Below are 20,495 nucleotides of genomic sequence, written 5' to 3' on the forward strand. Positions count from 1 at the left end.
GGACAATTACATGAACAGATTTACATCCATTCTATCCACACTGATAGTGAGCCTAACCGCATTGCTATTAACCGCATGTGGTAATGAATCGCCTCCACAACAAGCTATGCCATCAGCAGCCATCGAAGTGAATGTTGCCAATGTGATCCATGAACGTATTACCGAGTGGGATCAGTTTACCGGACACTTACAAGCTCCTGAAGAAGTTACCCTAGTGCCTCGCGTATCGGGATACATAGAGTCGGTGAACTTTAAAGAAGGGGCGCTTGTTAATAAAGGCGATGTGTTATTTACTATCGACTCGAGAGTATTTGCTGCCGAAGCTGAACGTTTACAAGCTGAGTTAACCAGTGCCATATCCGCCAATGAACTGGCTAAAAATGATTTTGAACGCGCTAACAAATTGTTTAACCAGCAAGCCGTATCTGAAGAGTTAATTGATACTCGTCGCAGTAACTTACACCAAACTGCGGCTGCGGTGGCATCGGTAAAAGCGGCACTAACACGCGCTACACTCAATGTGGAATACACCCAAGTCACAGCACCCATTGCTGGCCGGGTATCTTACGCCAATGAAACTGCGGGTAACTATGTTACTGCGGGGCAAACTCAGTTAACAAGTTTAGTATCGACCTCAAACATGTATGCCTATTTTGATATCGACGAGCAAACCTACCTTAAATACTCTTCGCTATCGTCTCAAAACCAGCGTCAAGATCCGCGCTCTGGTAACAATACTGTACTAATGGCATTAGCCAATCAAACCGAATTTACTTACCAAGGTGTTATCGACTTTGTAGATAACGCTGTTAATCAGCAAACCGGTACCATTCGTGTACGCGCCTCATTTGCCAATCCAGACAATCGTTTACTGCCCGGCTTATTTGCCCGTATCAGTATTGCTGGCAGTGCTTCATATCAAGGTATTTTAATCGACGATAAAGCGATTTTTACTGATTTAAATAACAAGTTTGTGCTAGTGGTCAACGCGCAAAACACCCTTGAATATCGTGGTATCACTTTAGGTGAAAAAATTCATGGCTTACGTATTGTGACCGCGGGGTTACAGCCAGAAGACATCATTGTGGTGAATAGCCTGCAAAAAGTGCGTCCCAACGTCACTATCACGCCAAAATTGACAGAAATGGCCGATAGCAGCCAAATTGAAGCACTACATCAAGCACAGCTACTCTTTGATACTCAGCCACTCACAGCACGTGTTGCTGATGACGCTAATCAAGGCTAAGGAACCACAAAATGTTATCGCAATTTTTTATTAAAAGACCGATTTTTGCCGCGGTTTTATCGTTGCTATTTTTTATTTCGGGCGCACTTGCTGTTTGGCAATTGCCGATCACCGAATACCCTGAAGTGGTTCCACCAACGGTAGTGGTGACTGCAAGCTATCCCGGTGCTAACCCAAAAGTTATCGCTGAAACAGTCGCCTCCCCACTAGAGCAAGAAATCAACGGTGTTGAGAACATGCTATACATGTCATCTCAAGCCACATCTGATGGCCGTATGACATTAACAGTTACCTTTGCCATTGGTAGCGACGTTGATTTAGCCCAGTCTCAAGTACAAAGCCGAGTTGAGCGAGCTAAACCACGTTTACCGCAAACAGTGCAAAGGTTAGGTATTGTCACCGAAAAGTCATCACCAGACTTAACCATGGTGGTGCATTTAACCTCTCCAGATAATCGTTATGACATGTTGTATCTGTCTAACTATGCGGTGTTAAAAGTAAAAGATGAGCTCGCGCGTATTGAAGGCGTAGGCGCTGTGCGGGTATTTGGCGCGGGCGACTACAGCATGCGTGTCTGGCTAGACCCTAACAAAGTGGCAGCGATTGGTTTATCACCGAATGATGTCGTGGCCGCTATACGTGAGCAAAACCAACAAGCAGCTGCCGGCAGTTTAGGCGCGCAGCCCAGTGGCGATAGTGATTTCCAGCTACTTATCAATGTTAAGGGCCGTTTAGCCAACGTTGAAGAGTTTGAACAAATCATTGTTAAGGTAGGCGAACAAGGTCAAATCACCCGCTTAAAAGATGTGGCTCGGGTTGAATTAGGCGCATCGACTTATGCATTGCGTTCAATGCTAGACAATCAAGACGCTGCGGCATTGCCTGTTTTTCAAGCTTCTGGATCTAATGCGATTCAAATATCTGATGATGTTCGCCTTAAAATGGCAGAACTGTCTAAGTCATTCCCAGACGGCTTAGCATATGACATCGTCTACGACCCTACTGTATTCGTGCGCGGTTCAATTAAAGCCGTGGTACAAACATTACTTGAAGCCTTGTTGCTGGTAGTACTTGTTGTTGTGCTATTTTTACAAACCTGGCGCGCATCCATTATTCCATTAGTGGCGGTTCCGGTATCGCTTGTGGGTACTTTTGCCTTTATGCACCTAATGGGCTTCTCGCTGAATGCCTTATCATTGTTTGGCTTAGTGCTGGCGATTGGTATTGTGGTCGATGATGCGATTGTGGTGGTTGAAAACGTTGAACGAAATATTTCTGATGGCTTATCGCCCGTTGCTGCAACCCAAAAGGCAATGAAAGAAGTGACCGGTCCCATTGTTGCTACCACATTGGTACTGGCGGCGGTATTTATTCCAACCGCCTTTATGTCAGGTTTAACCGGCCAGTTTTATAAGCAGTTTGCACTAACCATTACTATCTCAACCTTTATCTCAGCGATTAACTCGTTAACCCTTAGCCCTGCGCTATCGGCATTACTGCTAAAAGGGCATCACGAGAAAAAAGACGCACTTACCCGCGGCATGGATAAGCTATTAGGCGGCTGGTTATTCAATCCGTTTAATCGCCTGTTTGCCCGTATGTCTAATGGTTACGGTTGGTTAGTTAAAAAAATCATCCGCTTTGGTGCTGTAGTCGGTATTCTCTATATCGGTTTAGTGGGCTTAACAGGCTTACAGTTTGCCAATACCCCTACCGGATATGTACCAGGCCAAGATAAACAGTATCTTATTGCTTTTGCTCAGTTGCCTGACGCCGCATCGTTAGATCGCACTGAAGCCGTGGTAAAAGAAATGTCGCGTATTGCTTTAGCACAGCCAGGTGTCGCCCACGCTGTCGCCTTTCCAGGTTTAAGCATTAACGGCTTTACCAACAGTACTAACAGCGCGATTGTATTTACCCCATTAGATAGCTTTGATGACCGCAGCGATCCATCATTATCAGCAGGCGCTATTGCAGCGGCGTTAAATCAAAAATTTGCAGCCATTGACGGGGCATTTATTGCGATTTTTCCGCCACCGCCAGTACAAGGCTTAGGCACCATAGGTGGCTTTAGATTACAAATTCAAGACCGAGCAAACTACGGTTATGAAGAGTTATATAAAGTGACCATGCAAGTGATGCAAAAAGCATGGGCAACGCCTGAGCTTGCCGGTGTATTCTCGAGTTATCAAGTCAATGTGCCACAACTTGAAGTGAACATCGACCGAACTAAAGCCAAACAGCAATCGGTATCGTTAGACGAATTGTTCTCCACCCTTCAGGGATACATGGGTTCGGTTTACGCCAACGACTTCAACCAATTTGGTCGCACTTATCAAGTTAACGTACAAGCAGATGAGCAGTTTAGAACAAACGCCTGAACAAATCGCCCAACTAAAAGTACGTAACAACCAAGGTGAAATGGTGCCTATTGGTTCATTTATTAATGTCACCAATTCATCTGGTCCAGACCGTGTTATGCATTATAACGGTTTCACCACTGCAGAATTAAATGGCGGTGCTGCACCAGGGTTTAGTAGCGGTGAGGCACAAGCTGCCATTGAAAAGATTTTAGCGGAAACCTTACCTAATGGCATGACCTACGAGTGGACTGAGATCACCTACCAACAGATCCTCGCAGGTAATGCTGGCGCGTATATTTATCCATTAATTATCTTATTAGTGTTTATGGTATTAGCGGCGCAATATGAAAGTTTAAGCTTACCTTTAGCCATCATTCTGATTATTCCTATGACGCTGTTGTCGGCATTAACAGGGGTGCTTATTTACGGTGGAGATAACAATATTTTCACCCAGATTGGGCTAATTGTTCTGGTAGGGCTAGCAACCAAAAATGCCATCCTCATTGTTGAGTTTGCCAAAGAGTTACAAGATGAGGGCATGGAAGCATTAGAAGCCATACTTGAAGCGGGCCGTTTACGTTTAAGGCCTATTTTAATGACCTCGATAGCCTTCATTATGGGCGTGGTACCTATGGTGTTTTCAAGCGGACCAGGTTCAGAAATGCGTCAAGCTATGGGTGTTGCGGTATTCTCTGGCATGATTGGAGTAACTATTTTTGGTCTTATTTTAACGCCACTGTTTTATTATGCGCTCGCAAAACGTGGCAAAAATAAAACCGCATTAGCTGAATCAAGCATAACCCAAGATTAACCACGCTATTGATTCAATGATAACCAAAAAGAGGTAACCTTAGGGTGACCTCTTTTTATGACTAATAACGCTACTCTACACCCGCTTGATCCATTATTGCACTTGTGACCAAACGGGCAACGCAGGAAATGCGCCTTTTTTCGCACACGTTATCGCACCACACTTAATCGCAAACTCAGCAGCCGTTTGAACCTTCACTCGATTAAGCAATTTTTGCACTAAAAGCTCTGGCGCTAAATATCCTTCATCACTGCCAAGTTCATATAAGAACCCCGCAACAAAACTATCTCCGGCAGCTGTAGTATCTGTGGCGACAATTTTAGGCACCGGCAACTCAAAGGCAAATTCAGCGCTGTGACATAAAATGGACTCTGGGCCATTGGTGACCAAAATTAACCTCACCCCTTGTCCAATACAGAATGCTAAATATTCGTCAAATGATGCCCCACGCTCCTGAGCCAAATACAGTGCTTCCTCTTTACTCATTTTAAGCACGTGAGTATAACGAAAGCATTGCTCCACACGGGCTGATAACAACCGAGTGTCTTGCCATAATGACAAGCGTAAATTAACATCAAAACTGACTAATGCTTGTTCCTTATGAGCTTTTTTTAGCACCATAAAGACTGGCATTGAAAATAGCCTTTTCAGTAAAGGTATTAGAACAAAGATGAAAAATATCAATTTTTGACCAGTCGATAGCATCAAAATCAGCTTCACGGTATAGCATGTCAGCAGTGTTCTGCCGATTAAAGCTAAACGACCGCTCCCCCTGCCCATCCAAACTAACTAACACTGTGGCAGTCGCAGCATCTGGTATTAATGCTAAACAACTAACATCAACACCTTGTTCTGCCAATGTATTTGTTAACAACTGGCCATAATCGTCAGCACTAATGCCACCAGCAAAAAGACTCTTACCACCTAATTTAGCGTAACCCACAGCGACATTGGCAGGCGCGCCGCCAGGGATAGGCTCGTGAACCAAACCAGAATGGCCCACTGGCAGTAAATCAATTAATACTTCACCAAAACTCAATAATGTACTCATATAAAACGTCCAAAAAAAAGCCCATTTGCATGGGCTTGTTAACAGGGATTTCTAAAAACTAATACAACTAATACTATTACAACTAAGGTTATGACAATAAACGATTAAAACTCGTACTTAACCGTGGCGCTGGTTGTACGACCGTTAATGGTTCTGGCACGAATGATATTGTTATCGGGTACCGAACCTTCTTCAGCTTCTGTAATACCCACAGTATCAAACAAGTTATTGACGTTAAGCGCGACGGATAACGCATTGGTTAACTGGTAAGATGCAAACGCATTGACTTGAGTATAACCATCAAAACTTAGGTCATTATTATCTTGAGCATAAGACTCAGTGGTACCAATCAAATTGACCCCAACAGAGCCTTTATCAAAGTTATAACGGCCCATTAGCGAGTAAATAAAATCAGCTTGGCGACGAGGTGTGTTGCCAATTACACTTGGATTAAGGGCATCTTTAACAATTTCAGCATCGGTCCAAGTTACGTTACCGCGAAAATCGAAATCACCAACATAATAAGCACCTTCTAACTCAATCCCTTTGGCTTCATATTTACGGTCAAAGAATATTTGGCTAGTGGCTTCAAAGTTTTGCTCTTCTGTTTCAGAGTAAAACGCGGTGGCAAATAGCGACATGCTATCGTAACGATACTTCACACCCACTTCGTACTGGTCTACTTCATCCACAGAGTCTTCGTCAGAAACTGAACCATCAGCATTCACTTTACCAAACAATAAACGGTCAGCATTGGCACGACCACCATGACTAATACGACCAAATGCGGCTAAATCTTCAGATACTTGATAGTTAGCACCTAACGAATATGACAGGTAACCCCAGTCATAATTCACTAACTGTGGGTTAGCATTATCAATTGACGACACACTTAGCTCAGGCTGAGAAATCACCCCATCACGGTTCATATCCACTTGTGATTGCACATTACCCGCATAGTAACCACTGGCATCGCCAGAGTCATAGCGCACGCTACCGTCTAATGATAAATCGCCGAACTTAGATGACGCAGCAATATACGGTGCTTTAATAGTGTAGTCTGAATCATAGTTACGTTGACAGCAATTGCCCCAGTAAGGCACGCCATAAGCGTATAAACCATTATCTGAGTACTCAGTTCCATCGGCACCGACCACATCTAAAAGTGCCGCATTATCGCCTTGCACTTCCATCAAATAAGAGTTCCACATCCAAGTCATATTGATATTTTGCGTGGCAGTATAAAAACCAAAAGTGACATTAGAATCATCAAACGTCTTGGTTAATTTCATGTCATTGACGATAGAACCAAAGTCATTCATGGTCACATCAAAACTGTGTACGCGCATAGCTAAATCACTATCAAATGCTTGACTCGCTTTGGCACCATTAGCATAAATCAGTGATGATCCGCTGCCACCAATACTGTCAGCAATACTCGAGCTGTTAGCCACTTCGGCAGGCATTAACGACATAAAATTACCGCTAACATCCGAGATGCGGAAACGGTTTTCAACTAACCAGTCATCGCCTAAATCAAATGAAGCTTCTAGTCCAACTGAATTCACAATAGGATTCATACCATCACGCATATCACCACGGCTGATATTGCCGTCAGCATCTAAGCGCAGGGTTGATAACATGTTAGCCGAATGAACCGTATCAGTTTGGGCATCAAATCCAGGTATTGAACTGCCATCTGAATACATTGGCATCGGCAAATAACCAATGCTCTTATCATTTAAGTGCTTTACATACAAACGCACATAACCAGAATCAAATTCTTTGGTTAAGTTAGCTTTAATTTGGCCACCCTTGTTCGCGGTGTAACCAGGATCACGCGGACCATCACCGGTACGCACAAAGCCACCAATATGAAAACGCATTGAGTCATTAATGCTTGCGCCATATTCAAAATCAGTACGCAAAGTATCGTAATCAAGACCCACAGTAGACGAAATACTGCCAGCATCACTGGTGCCCGTTTTACTAATGACGTTAATAATACCGCCTGGTGCGTTACTGGCAGCTGTTGAGGCTGAACCACCACGGATTGATTCAATAGTTTGTGTTGTAGAATCAATACGTAAGAAAATATCCGCATTACCAAATGCAATATCACCAAACTGTAAAATAGGTAAGCCATCTTCTTGAATTTGCAAGAATTTAGCTCCACCAGAGGCAACCGGTAAACCACGTACTGCAATGTTGGCGTTACCTTCACCACCGGTCGATTCAACCTTCATGCCCGGAATAATACGGAACGCTTCGGCTGATGAACGAGGTGAGCTAATTGCTAAATCTTCTGGTGACACACTGCTCACTGACACGCTCGAGTCCATTACACGTGTACCACGTGCGACACCCGTTACCACAATGCGCTCAAGACCAATGGCGTCTTTTTTAGTTTCCACAGTGTCAGCAGCCCACAAGCTTGAACTGACCATCACAGCTAGCGTACTCAATACAAATTTTTTAGATGTGCTTTTTATCATTTTTATGTCCCCACATAGAGTGTATTGATGTTGTCTTATCTCCCCATAACAACATCAGTAATATATTCATCAATCGAACTAAGCCCCAAACTATCTCAATAGCTAATCAAGACACTAAACTTAAGCCCCAACTTAATCGATTAAGTTACAAGTTAGCAACTAAATAGTAAATTGCAAGTACAATTTATGTTCAATTATCGTTACCCGGATTAAAAAATCGCCTAAGTAGATGTTTAATAAATTAAATATTTATAATAGTAGTTGTTGATTATTTAGCGTCAGCGGTTAACAAATGCCCTGAAGGGTCACGAAACAGATTGTATGCTGCCAAAAAGCACAACATAAATGCAAAGCCGGTGGCTAAATAAAACCCGTATTTAACATGACCAAATATGTCGCCTACCAGTCCCATTAACAAGGGACCTAATGCAGCAGAAAGTGCAGTAAAGAATAAAATGACCCCAGCAACCGAACCATGTTGATCAACCGGGAAACAGCTGATCCCTTTAGAATTTAATGTCGGATACATCATAGACATAAACAAGCCTGATAAAGGCAATAAAATAACCGCAGCCGAAATGCCATACACCATAGCGCCTAAATAACATAAGCTAATTGCCAGGCTGAACCAAAACATCACCTGTTGCCAACTGAATTGATTGAGGATCCATCCCCCCAGAAAACGTCCCAATGCCCGCAATGTGAAAAAGATAGTTAACGCATACGTTGCGATTAATGCCAACTCACCTTCATAGTTGAGTAATAACGTCGGCATCCAAACATAAATAGCCACTTCAGTAGCAACATAAAGCCCAATCGCTAAAGAGTAGCCTAATGCATAAGGGTTTTTCATCATGCTAAACGTACTGGCGAGATTAATATTTTGAGTAGATGAGCGCTTAAGTTGCGGGTATTCAGCCTTATAAGCTAACCAACATAATATTAAACAAAATGCCCCAGCACCAAAATACAGATACTTCCACGACACGCCTGTTATCAATAAATAACTGACAATCGCCGGACCAACCATAGCACCCACACCAAAAAAGCCTTCAACGGTATTCATGGTACTTGAATGTTGTTTTGAGTTAGTTGAAATATCACCGATTAACCCTAGCGCGCCAGTTTTGAATACCCCAATAGCAATACCCACTAGTGCCAACAAACATAGAAAATAATAAAATGACTCACCTAAAGCGAACATAAAACTGGCCAGCGCAAACAACAGTAAGCCAATTAAAATCGTTACTTTCCGGCCTAACTTGTCTGCCAGAAAGCCTAAAAACAGCCCACTTAATGCAATAAAAAGCATTGGCATGTAATGAAATGCGCTCGCTTGTGACATCGATAAGTCAAATGTATTAATCAACTCAGGAATAATCACTCCCACTGCATCAGAGGTCATAGCAAACATAAAAAACATTAAATACGTTAGTATTCTTATCCTAGAGTTACTGCAATTATCTAGCTCTTTCATATGGTTAACCATACTCCCCACCTTCTTGTTATATGTTTTCTTTGTGGTCACACAGTCTATTTATGGCGACACATTCGTCTTCTCCCACAGAAAACGAATTCAATATTTAAACAAAGCCCTTGAATAATGTTTCATATTGGTTAAATATACAACTTAATCGATTAAGTTTTTTTAAATACTTACTTTAAGAGTCACCAAAATGAAAAATAATGTTCAGCTGATCACTTACGTAGATCGTATAGCGCACTCAGACTTAAAAGGACTCAAACAGGTTCTCGACACAGAACTGCATGATCTCTTTGGTGGCGTACATCTGTTACCTTTTTACTATCCAATTGACGGCAGCGATGCTGGCTTTGACCCTATAGACCATGCAAAAGTAGATGAACGTCTTGGTGATTGGAATGACGTAAAGCAGATTGGCCAGCAATACGACATCATGGCAGACTTAATCGTTAACCACATGTCTGCAGAGTCTACCGAGTTTCAAGACGTGCTTGCCAACGGCAAAAACTCTGCTTACTGGGATTTATTTTTAACCAAAGATAGTGTATTCCCAAACGGTTTAAGTACAGAAAACCAAGCTAAAATTTATCGCCCACGTCCGGGGAGTTGCTTCACTAACTATAAACTTGCCGACGGGACAGAAGCCGAGTTTTGGACGACTTTTACCTCAAACCAAATTGATATTAATGTGCATACCGCTGCAGGTCAGGCGCATTTAAACAAGGTGCTAACGCGTTTTCATGAAAGCAAAGTCGATCTTATTCGTCTTGACGCTGCTGGCTATGCGATTAAAAAGCCGGGCACTAGCTGCTTTATGATTGAAGAGTCATTTGAATTTGTCGATGAGTTAGCCAAAAAAGCCAACAGTCTAGGCATGACGACCCTTGCCGAAATTCACTCGCACTACATGACCCAACTCGATATCGCTAAGCGGGTAGACATGGTGTACGACTTTGCGCTACCGCCATTGATCCTTCACAGCTTATTTAGCCAAGATGTCAGTGCATTAAGCCATTGGCTATCCATTGCCCCACGCAACTGTGTCACGGTATTAGACACCCATGACGGTATTGGCATTATTGACGCTGGCCCGGTCGGCAATAAAGCAGGTTTATTAACCGCTGCAGAAATTGATAACTTAGTTAATCGCATCCATAGCAATAGCAAAGGTGAAAGCCTGCAAGCAACAGGTGCTGCAGCCAGCAATGTCGACCTATACCAAGTTAATTGCACCTACTACGACGCGCTTGGCCAAAATGACATTGATTATTTAATCGCTCGAAGCGTGCAATTTTTTGCTCCCGGTATTCCGCAGGTGTATTACACCGGTTTACTGGCAGTACCTAATGCCATGGAGTTACTGAATCAAACTCAAGTAGGTCGCGACATTAATCGCCCTTATCTACAGGTAAGCGACATTCAAACAGCCATGCAAAAACCGGTTGTTAAAACGCTATGTGAGCTGATCACTCTTCGAAATAACGTTGATGCCTTTAATGGTGAGTTCACCATGATAAACCAGGCTAATCAGTTAGATCTTTGTTGGGTGCATGGCGACAGTTCAGCCAAGTTAAGCGTTAATTTTGCCACCAAAGAAACCCATATCAACATCGTTGAATCTCAGCAATCGACTCACATTGCACTGGCAGATTTATTGGCTAAACACAGCGGATAATCTGACGGGTAATTTAAGCTCAAACGTAAATAAGGCGCCTATTAGGCGCCTTATTTTTATCAACATATTTGTATCGAAACCGTCCGGTCATCAATATTAAATCAACAACTGCCACCACGTGACAATTCATAACCTAACACTTCAGCATGATGGGCATCAGCAATAAACATTTCAGCGGCTTTACGGCCTTTTTGTTCTGAATACTGAAACACGGTCGTCAGCGGCGGGATAGCCCGAGTACCTTCGTCAATACCATCAAAACCCACCACTCGAACATCTTGTGGTATACGTAAACCTTGTTGGATTGCCTCGCGCATTAAACTCAAAGCAATTAAATCACTCATGCACAAAAATACATTCGGACGCGGTACACAATTAAGCGCCTCTTTGGCAGCTATGGTCGCAAAGCCGGCATTACTTTCAGGGATATTCCAAATGCGGTCATCACCAAGCTTAACCCCAGTATCACCAATGGCATCCAAATAACCTTGCAAACGCTGATGCGCTACAGACGTGTCAATTTCCATAGAATGAATATCATACACGCGGCAGGTTAAATGAGTATCAAGCAAGCGTAATCCAAGAATTGCGACCTGATCTTGCTCAGATTGAATAGCCAACTTAGCCACTTCATAGGCACCGGCTTTATTATCGATACTCACCGAAGCACTACGGTGAATATTAAAGTCGACCGTTACCACTTTTTTACTGATTTTTTTCAATTGCTCAGCCAATAAACGGTTACGGGGGCGACCATAACAAATAAAGCCATCGACAAAGTCATTGACGCCATTCACATTGTCAGAGCTGCCAGAAAACAACAGTAAATTAATTTTATGTTGCTCGAAAACGGCCGCAACACCTTTCATAAATTTACTGGCCACAGGATCAGATACCATGTATTCAATACTGTCCGACAAAACTAATGCGACCGTATCAAACTTGCCGCGCCTTAAAGATTGCGCGGCTTTATTAGGTCCAAAATATCCTAGCTCATTGCAGGCAGCGAGAATGTCTGTGCGGCGTTTTTCCGACAACTGATCTGGACGATTAAACGCATTAGATACCGTCGCATTCGACACACCTAATTCTTTGGCAATACTTTTTAAGGTCCAATGCTTGGAGTCTGGCATAACGGGTCCGTTTACGTCGTGATTTTAGCCTAAACAGCTATTTATAAAATGAATATAACGATGCTAAGCGGTGAAAACAACCCAAGCAATACTTCAGATGCAGTCCTAAGGTTGAAGCGAATAAACGGCACCAGCTTGTAAAAACTGCTGCCAAATTATAAATGATCTTGCTGTTGAGCATGTTCGACCAGCCTGGCTAAAGACATATTTTGCTCAAACGTAGTACTTTTTAAACGTTTAGCAAACCAAAATCTCGGTTTCCAATACACGTTATTTAAACTGGAAATCTTAACCCCTTTTTTGGTTGATGCATGTAAAAACCTGGCATCTCCCATGTAAATGCCCACATGACGGGCGCTTTTACCGGTTTTAAAAAATACTAAATCGCCCACTTCTAAGGCTTCACGTGGGACTTCTTTACCTAATACACGTTGCGCATTGACAGAGCGAGGTAACTTTTCACCCACTATGTCAAGATAAGCTAAGTACACAAAACCAGAGCAATCAACACCTTGTTTACTCATACCACCTAATCGATAAGGCGTTCCCGCCCAATCCTGATGGTAAGCTAATAAATTAGGCTCACTCCACTTAGGTAATTTTGGCTCAGCCTTTACAGTCACAGGCTTTGGTGGAGGCTTAACCACTGTCACTGGCACCTGAGTAGCACAAGCACTCAGTAATACCGACAAGCTAATAAGCAGTAATTTCTTTCTCAATTTAATAGACCTCTAAGCCTAAATATATCTGTTAATCACGCTAAACTTTGTTTAAAAAGATTAACTTATCATTATACTGTTCAAGTAATAAACAGGATAATTTACACCAGTTAAAAAAAATCTCAAAATAAAACTTTCCTCCTCTAGCAAGTAAAAATGGCAACCTAGGGGCTGCCACTCATTCACATCAATTATCTTGATGATAAATTGTGATTAATTTATCGCCATTGACAGGAAGTAACCAACCAAGGTTGCCGTGATCACGCCAATAAAGCCGGGAATAATAAAGCTGTGATTAAGTACATACTTACCAATATGAGTTGTGCCTGTTCTGTCAAAGCTTATCGCGGCTAAATCACTTGGGTAGAATGGGAAAAAGAAGTAAGCATAACACGCGGGTAGCACGCCGATTAATACTGGCGCCGGGATCCCCAATGAAAAACCTAATGGCAGCATAATAGTTAAAACCGCAGCCTGGCTTTTTAAGAAGATGGATGACACAAACATCGCAATAGCAAATGTCCATGGATACACACTGACAATATCGCTTACTGCGCTAACCAAATAGGTTTTATGGTGTTCTATAATGGTGTCGCTCATCCATGCAATACCAAAAATAATGATGACCGCGGTCATACCTGCGGTAAATACATTACTGGTGACCACTTTTTTAGGCGATACATTGGTAGCCAATAAGATAACCGCACCGACAGACAACATCATAAACTGAATCGCTACCGACATACTGACACCGCTGGGTAATACTTGTTTGCTAAACATAGCCACCATGATCACAGCAAAAATACCCAGTAAAAATACTATTAAACCTTTCTTTGCTGTTGCCTCTGCGGCTGGGGTTTGCACTTTATCAGCACTAGGATCGATTAATGACTCACGAAACTCATCATCTTTTAAACGTGCCTGAAACTCTTGATCTTTATCTAAATCTTTACCCCGCTTTAAGCTCCAAGTACACGCCACCAGCAAACCGATTAAGGTCGCAGGAATAGTCACCATCAATACATCAATTAAGCCAATATCAAGCTGATTATCTACCGCAGTTGCCAATACCACTGCAGCTGCGGCGGCTATTGGGCTTGCTGTAATGCCCATTTGTGAGGCGACTGTGGCCATTGCTAATGGTCGTTCAGGTCGGATACCTTTCTTGTATGAAACATCATAAATAACGGGCAGAAGTGGATAAACCGAATGACCAGTACCAACAAGTACAGTTAACGAATAGGTACACAGTGGGCCTAAAAAAACGATGTGTTCAGGGTGTTTACGTAATAGTTTTTCGGCAAACTTGACCAACAGTTTTAAACCACCAGTGGCCTCTAATGTTGCTGAAGCCGCGACTACAGCCAAAATAATCAGCATTACGCTGACAGGCGGCGTACCCGGTGCTATGCCAAATACAAAAGCCAGTACCGAAACACCTAGCCCACCCAGTAAGCCAAAGGCGATTCCGCCATGGCGTATACCAACAAAAATGACAATTAATAACAACAGCATATGTATATAAAACATTATCAGTACCTACCATATTAAATAGCTGTTGCAGGTATAACACAGCAGAAAATACCGTTAGTGACCAAAATCAAGCTATTGCATAAAGCGCCGTGCCTAATAGATAAAACTGTGAGTTATTGAACACTTTTTATGAGAGTTATACTCATCTAACTAATTAGTTTATAAAAATCAACTTGAAAGGTTATCTCAGCCAAGCTTCACCCACTCATTAACAAACTACCACTGATATATTTTTGACTTACAACGAGTCTAAGTTAATCTTAAGTGCAAAGAATAGTGATACAAAAGGGTGGCAATTAATGAATCGGCTGATAAATAAATGCTTTAATGCAAAATCAAAAATGTTAACGGCTCACTTAAGCCTAATATTGATTGGATTGTTGCTATTACTTTCAAGCCAATTAGCCGCAGCAGCTGTGGTTGACAAAGTTATCACCATTACCACCCAGGAGTGGGCGCCTTACCAAATAGAAGTTGGTCAAAAAAATGATGGTTATGCGATAAAAGCCTTAGACTGTGTAATGGATAAACTTCAACAACCTTACAAGGTAATATTTCTCCCGTGGGGGCGTGCGCAGTTAGAAGTGAAACAAGGCAAGTACGATGGTTTTTTTTCAGCCTCACACAACAATGAAAGAGATGGTTTTGCGGTATTATCAAATACTTTTATTGCACAGCAATGGAACTTTTACTTACTCAAAAATACCGCTATCCCCTTAAATCAAGACGCGATTAAATCAAACGCACAATTTGGTGCTCGCAGACATTCCAACGCCACATTCTGGCTAAAAGAACACAATTATAACGTTATCCACCAAGCAAGTACTTTGGATGAGTTGATATACTTACTTGAAAAAAATCGCATAGGTGCGATCTTAGAAAACAACTTGTTTTTTGAAGCGGCAGCCAAACGAGTCAACATTCCAGTAAGTAATTTTGCTGCGGTACCCAATCTAGATAGATCACTAGGTGTTTATTTTGGTAAAACCTTTTTGAAACAATATCCCGATTTTTTAGATAAATTTAATCAACATACTGAAAGTTGTAGATTTATCTCAGAAACCATTGATTAAACGATTTTTCATATCAGTGCCATTTGGTTATATTACACTTAATAAGAAACCAGCACGCAGGCTGGCCTTTTCGATCTAATGTCACCTCGATGTTGGTATAGTCTATGAATCCGTAATACTGAGTTCATCAACCACCTTATCTACATCGTCAGCATTTTTAGCAATAGCAACAACCAAGTCACGTTCTGCATCACTTGTTACTGTTCCTTCTAGTGTTACAACACCAGATTTAACATCAACATTAATATTAGAACCCGCTACATCATCAGAAAACAATAATCGTGTTTTAACAATCATTGCTATCTTAGCATCGGTTAGGTCATCACCTAAATCACCGCCTTTACTATCATCTTGCTGCATCATAACAGTCAATTGATTATCAACGCTTTCAACGCCATCTAAGCTTTTAACCAGCTCACCCGCTAATGATTTATCAATACTACTATCGACTTTACCCGTTAGAATAACCTTACCGGCGTGTACATCGGTATTGATATCAAACGAGTTAAGATTGGTGTTGAGCAATAATGTGGTTTCAACTTTACCGTCAACCCATGCGTCTTTAGCGTCATCCTGCCAATCTTGTGCTGCATTTGCAGAAAAAGCCATTGCACCAAGCATCGTACTTACTACCAAAGATAATGTTGTCTTATTCATAAAGATATCCTCCATTGTTTATCTTGATATAAGTACTGCGTAAATCATGCCAACAAATTAAACTCATGTTTTAAATGATTTTTATTATTTAACATGTGTGTAAACCTAATCATTTTTGGACATTTTTACCGATAACCGGTAACTCTTTCACTTGAGTGATAACTAATATTCAATGGCGATGCAATCATTCAATTAGCAGCATTTTTACTGCCCACATAGAGGCTTTTCATACTATCGCACTCCATTTGAAGCCATGCACAGCCTTCCGCTAATTGCTGAGCAACCTCTTTATTTGTTACCTGCCGAGCAGCCGACTTAAGTTGATTTAAAGCCTGTTGTTCTACATCTAAAAGCCACCCTACTGCTGTCCATAGTTTATCTTGCTTTATTGCATCACTTGCATGTGCATATCCTGTAATAAAAGACGATGAGCTAATTGGTTGAACATCATAAGATGCCACTTCACCTTGCTTTATTCGCTGAAATAAGGGCACCAAATGTTGCAACATAGATCTTCTAGTTGCAGCCATATCCATAAAAATACGCTTGAAATTATAGTCATCCATATCGGCAATCGTTTGCGAGTAAAACAACTGCCCCGCTTGACACAAATCAATTGCATCGCGAATAACCCCTAAATCGATTTGCTTGCTTGATAAATAGTTAATCTGTGAATATTGCAATGTCATTTCTCCTACCATTAAATAACTAATAGCTATCCTGTAATATTTGTAGTCATAATGGATAAACTAATATGGCTCACCTTATGATTGAGTCATGCATAATTCGTACACAACACTGAAAAACCATTAAAAAATTGATTAATAAGTTATTATTTGCAAAACCTTCTCGACACAAACAACATGTTAAGAAAAAGTTACCGATTGTTATTGTCAAATTTACAAAGTTGCCATTAGTTAAATGAGCACCAAAAAGGAGTAACACTGACATGGCCGGTCCTATCTTGTTTTACCACTTGCTTCATCCTCAAACAGCTACACGGCTCTTACAAGTAGCTAGTTGTAGGCATTTCAATAAAATAGCGAGTATTACTGAGCTCCCTTGGCCAACACAACTTGAGGCGAGTAACGCAGATGTGGCAATTATTGAAGTATCTCAATTAAGCCAAGCTGATTATGCCAGCCTTACAGGTAACGCCTTAATGTCTGACATTGAATTTATCTTTTTAAGTGAAGGGAAACCCAACCCTAACCTTGATAAATTAATGTCAGAAGGTGCTGGCTACCATTTTAGACAGCCATACGATATGGAACTCATTGATGACACCCTAAGTGATTTCGCTCAAGACTTATTACTAGAATCATCTAAACGCCAGCAGGTATTATCCAGTGAGTTAGATCAATATGGATTACTCGTTGGCTCATCCCGTGCTATGCATAAGCTGTATCGCACTGTTCGCAAAGTCGCGGTGACAGAAAGCAATGTATTAATTGTTGGCGAGAGTGGTGCAGGTAAAGAATTAGTCGCTAACACTATTCATCTTGCAAGTAACAGATCAAACGAACCTTTTATTGCAATTAACTGTGGTGCACTCAGTCCGGAATTAGTCGACAGCGAGCTATTTGGTCACACTAAAGGGGCTTTTACCGGTGCACACCGTGATCATCGTGGGGTATTTGATCAAGCTGAAGGCGGGACGTTATTTCTAGATGAAATTACTGAAATGCCCATTGATCATCAAGTGAAATTATTAAGGGTATTAGAGAATAGCGAATATCGCCCCATTGGCAGTGCCAGTGTAAAAAAGGCCAATGTACGCATTATCGCTGCAACTAATCGTGATCCTGCTAGCGCTATTGAGCATGGTCTTTTTCGTGAGGATTTATACTTCAGACTAGCTCATTTTCCTATTCGCGTTCCACCACTTCGTGATAGAGGTGATGATATTTTCGGGTTGGCAAAACATTTTTTAGCCTATAGAAATATCACTGAAAAACTCAATAAAATCTTTACGCCAGAAGCTGTCAGTTTTATTCAACAACAGCGTTGGGCAGGTAATGTGCGTGAGTTAAAGCATGCCATTGAAAGAGCTTATATTCTCGCTGACGATACGATTGACAGAAGTCATTTCAACATACTTGAAACCGAATCTAAGCCAGAAAATACCACAGATAAGATTATAGTACCCGCTGGTATGCGTTTAGATGAAATAGAAAAGGTCGCTATTTATCAAGCGCTAGAGCAAGCTGACGGTAACAAAAATGATACCGCCGAACAACTGGGTATAAGCGTTAAAACCTTGTATAACAAACTCAGTAAGTATGAAGATAAAGGCAGTGCCGATTAACGCCTCAAAATCGGGCTGGTTTTAGGCACAAAAACCTTCAATGATTTCGGCACAACCTCTACCGTGACATCATTAGATTCAAAAAGCTCTCCATCAATCACATAATGTATTTTTTGTTGAGCTGTTAAATATATTTTTTTAGCTTGGGCATGATGTATTGCATCAGACTCAAGCTTGTTATTAGTTTGGTTCCACAGACGCGTAATCCCAGTAAATAATAAATCGACCAAACTCAGTAGCTGCTCTTGTGATGACTCTGTCGGCTCAATCCAAGTAATATCTAATAGTCCATCAATGATATTAGGCTCGCCATTACCCTGTGCGAGTAAACTGCTGAAAGGTGCTGAATTGGCAATCACTATACTGGTAGTATCAATGGTATGTGTTTTACCATCATCTAATTGCATAGACAAAGATAATGGCTGATTTTCATCAATGGCATCCCATAGGCCACTCAAATAAGCAAACTGACCCGACTCATTTTTTTTATCTCGATTAGCAGTTTCAATCATCTTATGTTCAAAACCAATACCCACTAGCAATAGCATTATCCGTTCATTACATATTGCGGTATCAATAGGTTGATAATGGCCTTGAATCAAAATATCCACGGCTTGAGCAACAGGGATCACCTTACTGCCGACACCAAATAAGGTATGAGCCAAGGCATTTGTCGTCCCCATCGGAATAATACCTAATGTCATTGTGGTGTTTACCAATATCGAAGCAACTTCATTAACCGTACCGTCCCCCCCACAGGCTACAACTATATCTGCCCCGCACTTAACGGCTTCACGGGCTTGTACTGCAGCATCTTTATCTTCTGTCGTCTCAAGCAGCTTTACTCGATAATAGCTCGATAAGGTTTGTTGAATATATTCAGCATCATCTTGCCACTTGCCACCACCCGACACAGGATTAGCAATTAAATAGAGTGTTTTATTAATTTTAATTCGATTTTGTTGGTACATTTGGGATACTTTTGTAAATTGCCATTTATTCAAACGAGCGGTATGGCGAATTTCATTAATAGAATGCAACACATCCTCTAAATTACTTTTGCTATCGCGACAAGCAAGATAAGAAGCTAGCACGAGTACTGACCGTCCACGGCCTAGTGCACAATGTACTACAACCTTTTTACCGTTACGAACCTGATTATTTAGCCAATTTATCGCCTGATTAAGTTGTGCTTCCGAGGGGACACTATGATCTAAAACAGGCACATTTAAATAATCAATATCTTCAGCCAATAATGTGCCATCTAATGCATCAAATTCAGCCGTCACATCGAGAATGGCATCAACCCCTTGGGTTTTAAGGTATTCAATATCAGAAGGAAATAGACGGCATGCTAAATAGAGTTGATCTTCAATTTTTTGAATTGCGGGTACTTTATCGTGTTTTCTTGCCCAGGCATTATAAACCTGACACCCCAATAGAAAAGGGACGAATCCCCAGCTGATATACCAAGGAATTGAACCATTTTGTTTTTTACGAAAAACACCACCAGCATTAAACCAATAAGCAAAACTCACTAAACCCAAAGAGAGTGCTAACCAACCAATAAAAAATTTAGCCCATGGTGAATTAAATAACACACACAAAAGCGCAGCTAATAAAGCCCCGCCTGTGTAGTAATACTTAATATTTATCTTGGTTAACATATAAGCGTCCTATTTTAAAAACAACAGAAATCAGCGCATTATTGTGCGCTGCCTAGTATCTTTAACAGTTAGGGTCTTCTGCTTTAAGACCTTCCTTTACGTCTTCACACGCGTCTTCAACTGCATTACCGGCGTCGGTCATCATCTCATCAACTTTTTCACCCGCATTTTCAGCTTTGTTATCAGAGCACGCCATCATGCCTACTGTTGTTAATCCTAATAAAATCATCATGCTTAATTTTTTTAGTAAATTCATATTGATCTCCTTGACCATGAGGCCA

The 20,495-nt window shown here is 41.4% G+C and carries 15 protein-coding genes and 1 pseudogene; 5 read left to right on the top strand and 11 right to left on the bottom strand.

Annotated elements, in window-relative coordinates; translation table 11 throughout:
- Positions 1–10 precede the first annotated feature (10 nt).
- Together ACRWQL_RS10010 and ACRWQL_RS10015 are read left to right on the top strand one after the other, a co-directional pair.
- Positions 11–1,246 (top strand): efflux RND transporter periplasmic adaptor subunit, encoded by a 1,236-nt coding sequence (locus ACRWQL_RS10010; RefSeq protein ID WP_434953285.1) that lies wholly within the window; start codon positions 11–13, stop codon positions 1,244–1,246.
- A gap of 11 nt (positions 1,247–1,257) precedes the next feature.
- Positions 1,258–4,420, top strand: a pseudogene (locus ACRWQL_RS10015) (efflux RND transporter permease subunit).
- A gap of 93 nt (positions 4,421–4,513) precedes the next feature.
- Here ACRWQL_RS10015 and ACRWQL_RS10020 read toward each other — a convergent pair.
- From ACRWQL_RS10020 to ACRWQL_RS10035, 4 genes are all read right to left on the bottom strand, one after another.
- On the bottom strand, positions 4,514–5,053 hold the full coding sequence (locus ACRWQL_RS10020; RefSeq protein ID WP_434953286.1) for a PfkB family carbohydrate kinase: 540 nt from the start codon (positions 5,051–5,053) through the stop codon (positions 4,514–4,516).
- Positions 5,019–5,471 carry a PfkB family carbohydrate kinase gene (locus ACRWQL_RS10025; RefSeq protein WP_434953287.1) on the bottom strand — a complete coding sequence of 151 codons (453 nt, stop codon included), beginning with the start codon at positions 5,469–5,471 and terminating at the stop codon, positions 5,019–5,021. The genes ACRWQL_RS10020 and ACRWQL_RS10025 overlap by 35 nt, the downstream gene beginning before the upstream one ends.
- 104 nt (positions 5,472–5,575) lie before the next feature.
- Positions 5,576–7,966 (bottom strand): TonB-dependent siderophore receptor, encoded by a 2,391-nt coding sequence (locus tag ACRWQL_RS10030; protein ID WP_434953288.1) that lies wholly within the window; start codon positions 7,964–7,966, stop codon positions 5,576–5,578.
- Between the two features lie 268 nt (positions 7,967–8,234).
- On the bottom strand, positions 8,235–9,455 hold the full coding sequence (locus ACRWQL_RS10035) for an MFS transporter (protein WP_434953289.1): 1,221 nt from the start codon (positions 9,453–9,455) through the stop codon (positions 8,235–8,237).
- A gap of 187 nt (positions 9,456–9,642) precedes the next feature.
- On the opposite strand from ACRWQL_RS10035, the gene gtfA reads away from it, so the two are divergent.
- Entirely contained in the window at positions 9,643–11,124 is a 1,482-nt protein-coding gene (gtfA, locus tag ACRWQL_RS10040; protein ID WP_434953290.1) for a sucrose phosphorylase, read from the top strand.
- Positions 11,125–11,225: 101 nt separating this feature from the next.
- On the opposite strand, the gene ACRWQL_RS10045 is transcribed toward gtfA, so the two are convergent.
- The 3 genes from ACRWQL_RS10045 to ACRWQL_RS10055 form a co-directional block, all read right to left on the bottom strand.
- Positions 11,226–12,257, bottom strand: a complete 1,032-nt coding sequence (locus tag ACRWQL_RS10045) for a LacI family DNA-binding transcriptional regulator (protein WP_434939603.1) — start codon at positions 12,255–12,257, stop codon at positions 11,226–11,228.
- A 155-nt stretch (positions 12,258–12,412) separates the two neighbouring features.
- Positions 12,413–12,976, bottom strand: coding sequence for a C40 family peptidase (locus tag ACRWQL_RS10050; protein WP_434953291.1), 564 nt, complete (start codon positions 12,974–12,976; stop codon positions 12,413–12,415).
- Positions 12,977–13,189: 213 nt separating this feature from the next.
- Complete coding sequence (locus ACRWQL_RS10055; protein ID WP_434939600.1) at positions 13,190–14,506, bottom strand: anaerobic C4-dicarboxylate transporter; 1,317 nt, start codon at positions 14,504–14,506, stop codon at positions 13,190–13,192.
- Between the two features lie 302 nt (positions 14,507–14,808).
- Between ACRWQL_RS10055 and ACRWQL_RS10060 the strand changes: the two genes are divergently transcribed.
- Positions 14,809–15,582 (top strand): substrate-binding periplasmic protein, encoded by a 774-nt coding sequence (locus tag ACRWQL_RS10060; protein ID WP_434953292.1) that lies wholly within the window; start codon positions 14,809–14,811, stop codon positions 15,580–15,582.
- Between the two features lie 102 nt (positions 15,583–15,684).
- Here ACRWQL_RS10060 and ACRWQL_RS10065 read toward each other — a convergent pair whose 3' ends face one another.
- Entirely contained in the window at positions 15,685–16,239 is a 555-nt protein-coding gene (locus tag ACRWQL_RS10065) for a BON domain-containing protein (protein ID WP_434953293.1), read from the bottom strand.
- A 188-nt stretch (positions 16,240–16,427) separates the two neighbouring features.
- Entirely contained in the window at positions 16,428–16,928 is a 501-nt protein-coding gene (locus tag ACRWQL_RS10070) for a hypothetical protein (RefSeq protein WP_434953294.1), read from the bottom strand.
- Positions 16,929–17,188: 260 nt separating this feature from the next.
- Between ACRWQL_RS10070 and ACRWQL_RS10075 the strand changes: the two genes are divergently transcribed.
- Positions 17,189–18,547: a sigma-54 interaction domain-containing protein gene (locus ACRWQL_RS10075; protein WP_434953295.1), complete on the top strand. Its 1,359-nt coding sequence runs from the start codon at positions 17,189–17,191 to the stop codon at positions 18,545–18,547.
- On the opposite strand, the gene ACRWQL_RS10080 is transcribed toward ACRWQL_RS10075, so the two are convergent.
- Together ACRWQL_RS10080 and ACRWQL_RS10085 are read right to left on the bottom strand one after the other, a co-directional pair.
- On the bottom strand, positions 18,544–20,214 hold the full coding sequence (locus tag ACRWQL_RS10080) for a diacylglycerol kinase family protein (RefSeq protein ID WP_434927713.1): 1,671 nt from the start codon (positions 20,212–20,214) through the stop codon (positions 18,544–18,546). The two genes, ACRWQL_RS10075 and ACRWQL_RS10080, sit on opposite strands and share 4 nt — an antisense overlap.
- Positions 20,215–20,275: 61 nt before the next feature.
- On the bottom strand, positions 20,276–20,470 hold the full coding sequence (locus ACRWQL_RS10085; RefSeq protein ID WP_434939593.1) for a hypothetical protein: 195 nt from the start codon (positions 20,468–20,470) through the stop codon (positions 20,276–20,278).
- Positions 20,471–20,495 lie beyond the last annotated feature (25 nt).

The sequence above is a fragment of the Shewanella sp. HL-SH4 genome (genome assembly GCF_051164845.1).
Classification (GTDB): domain Bacteria; phylum Pseudomonadota; class Gammaproteobacteria; order Enterobacterales; family Shewanellaceae; genus Shewanella; species Shewanella glacialimarina.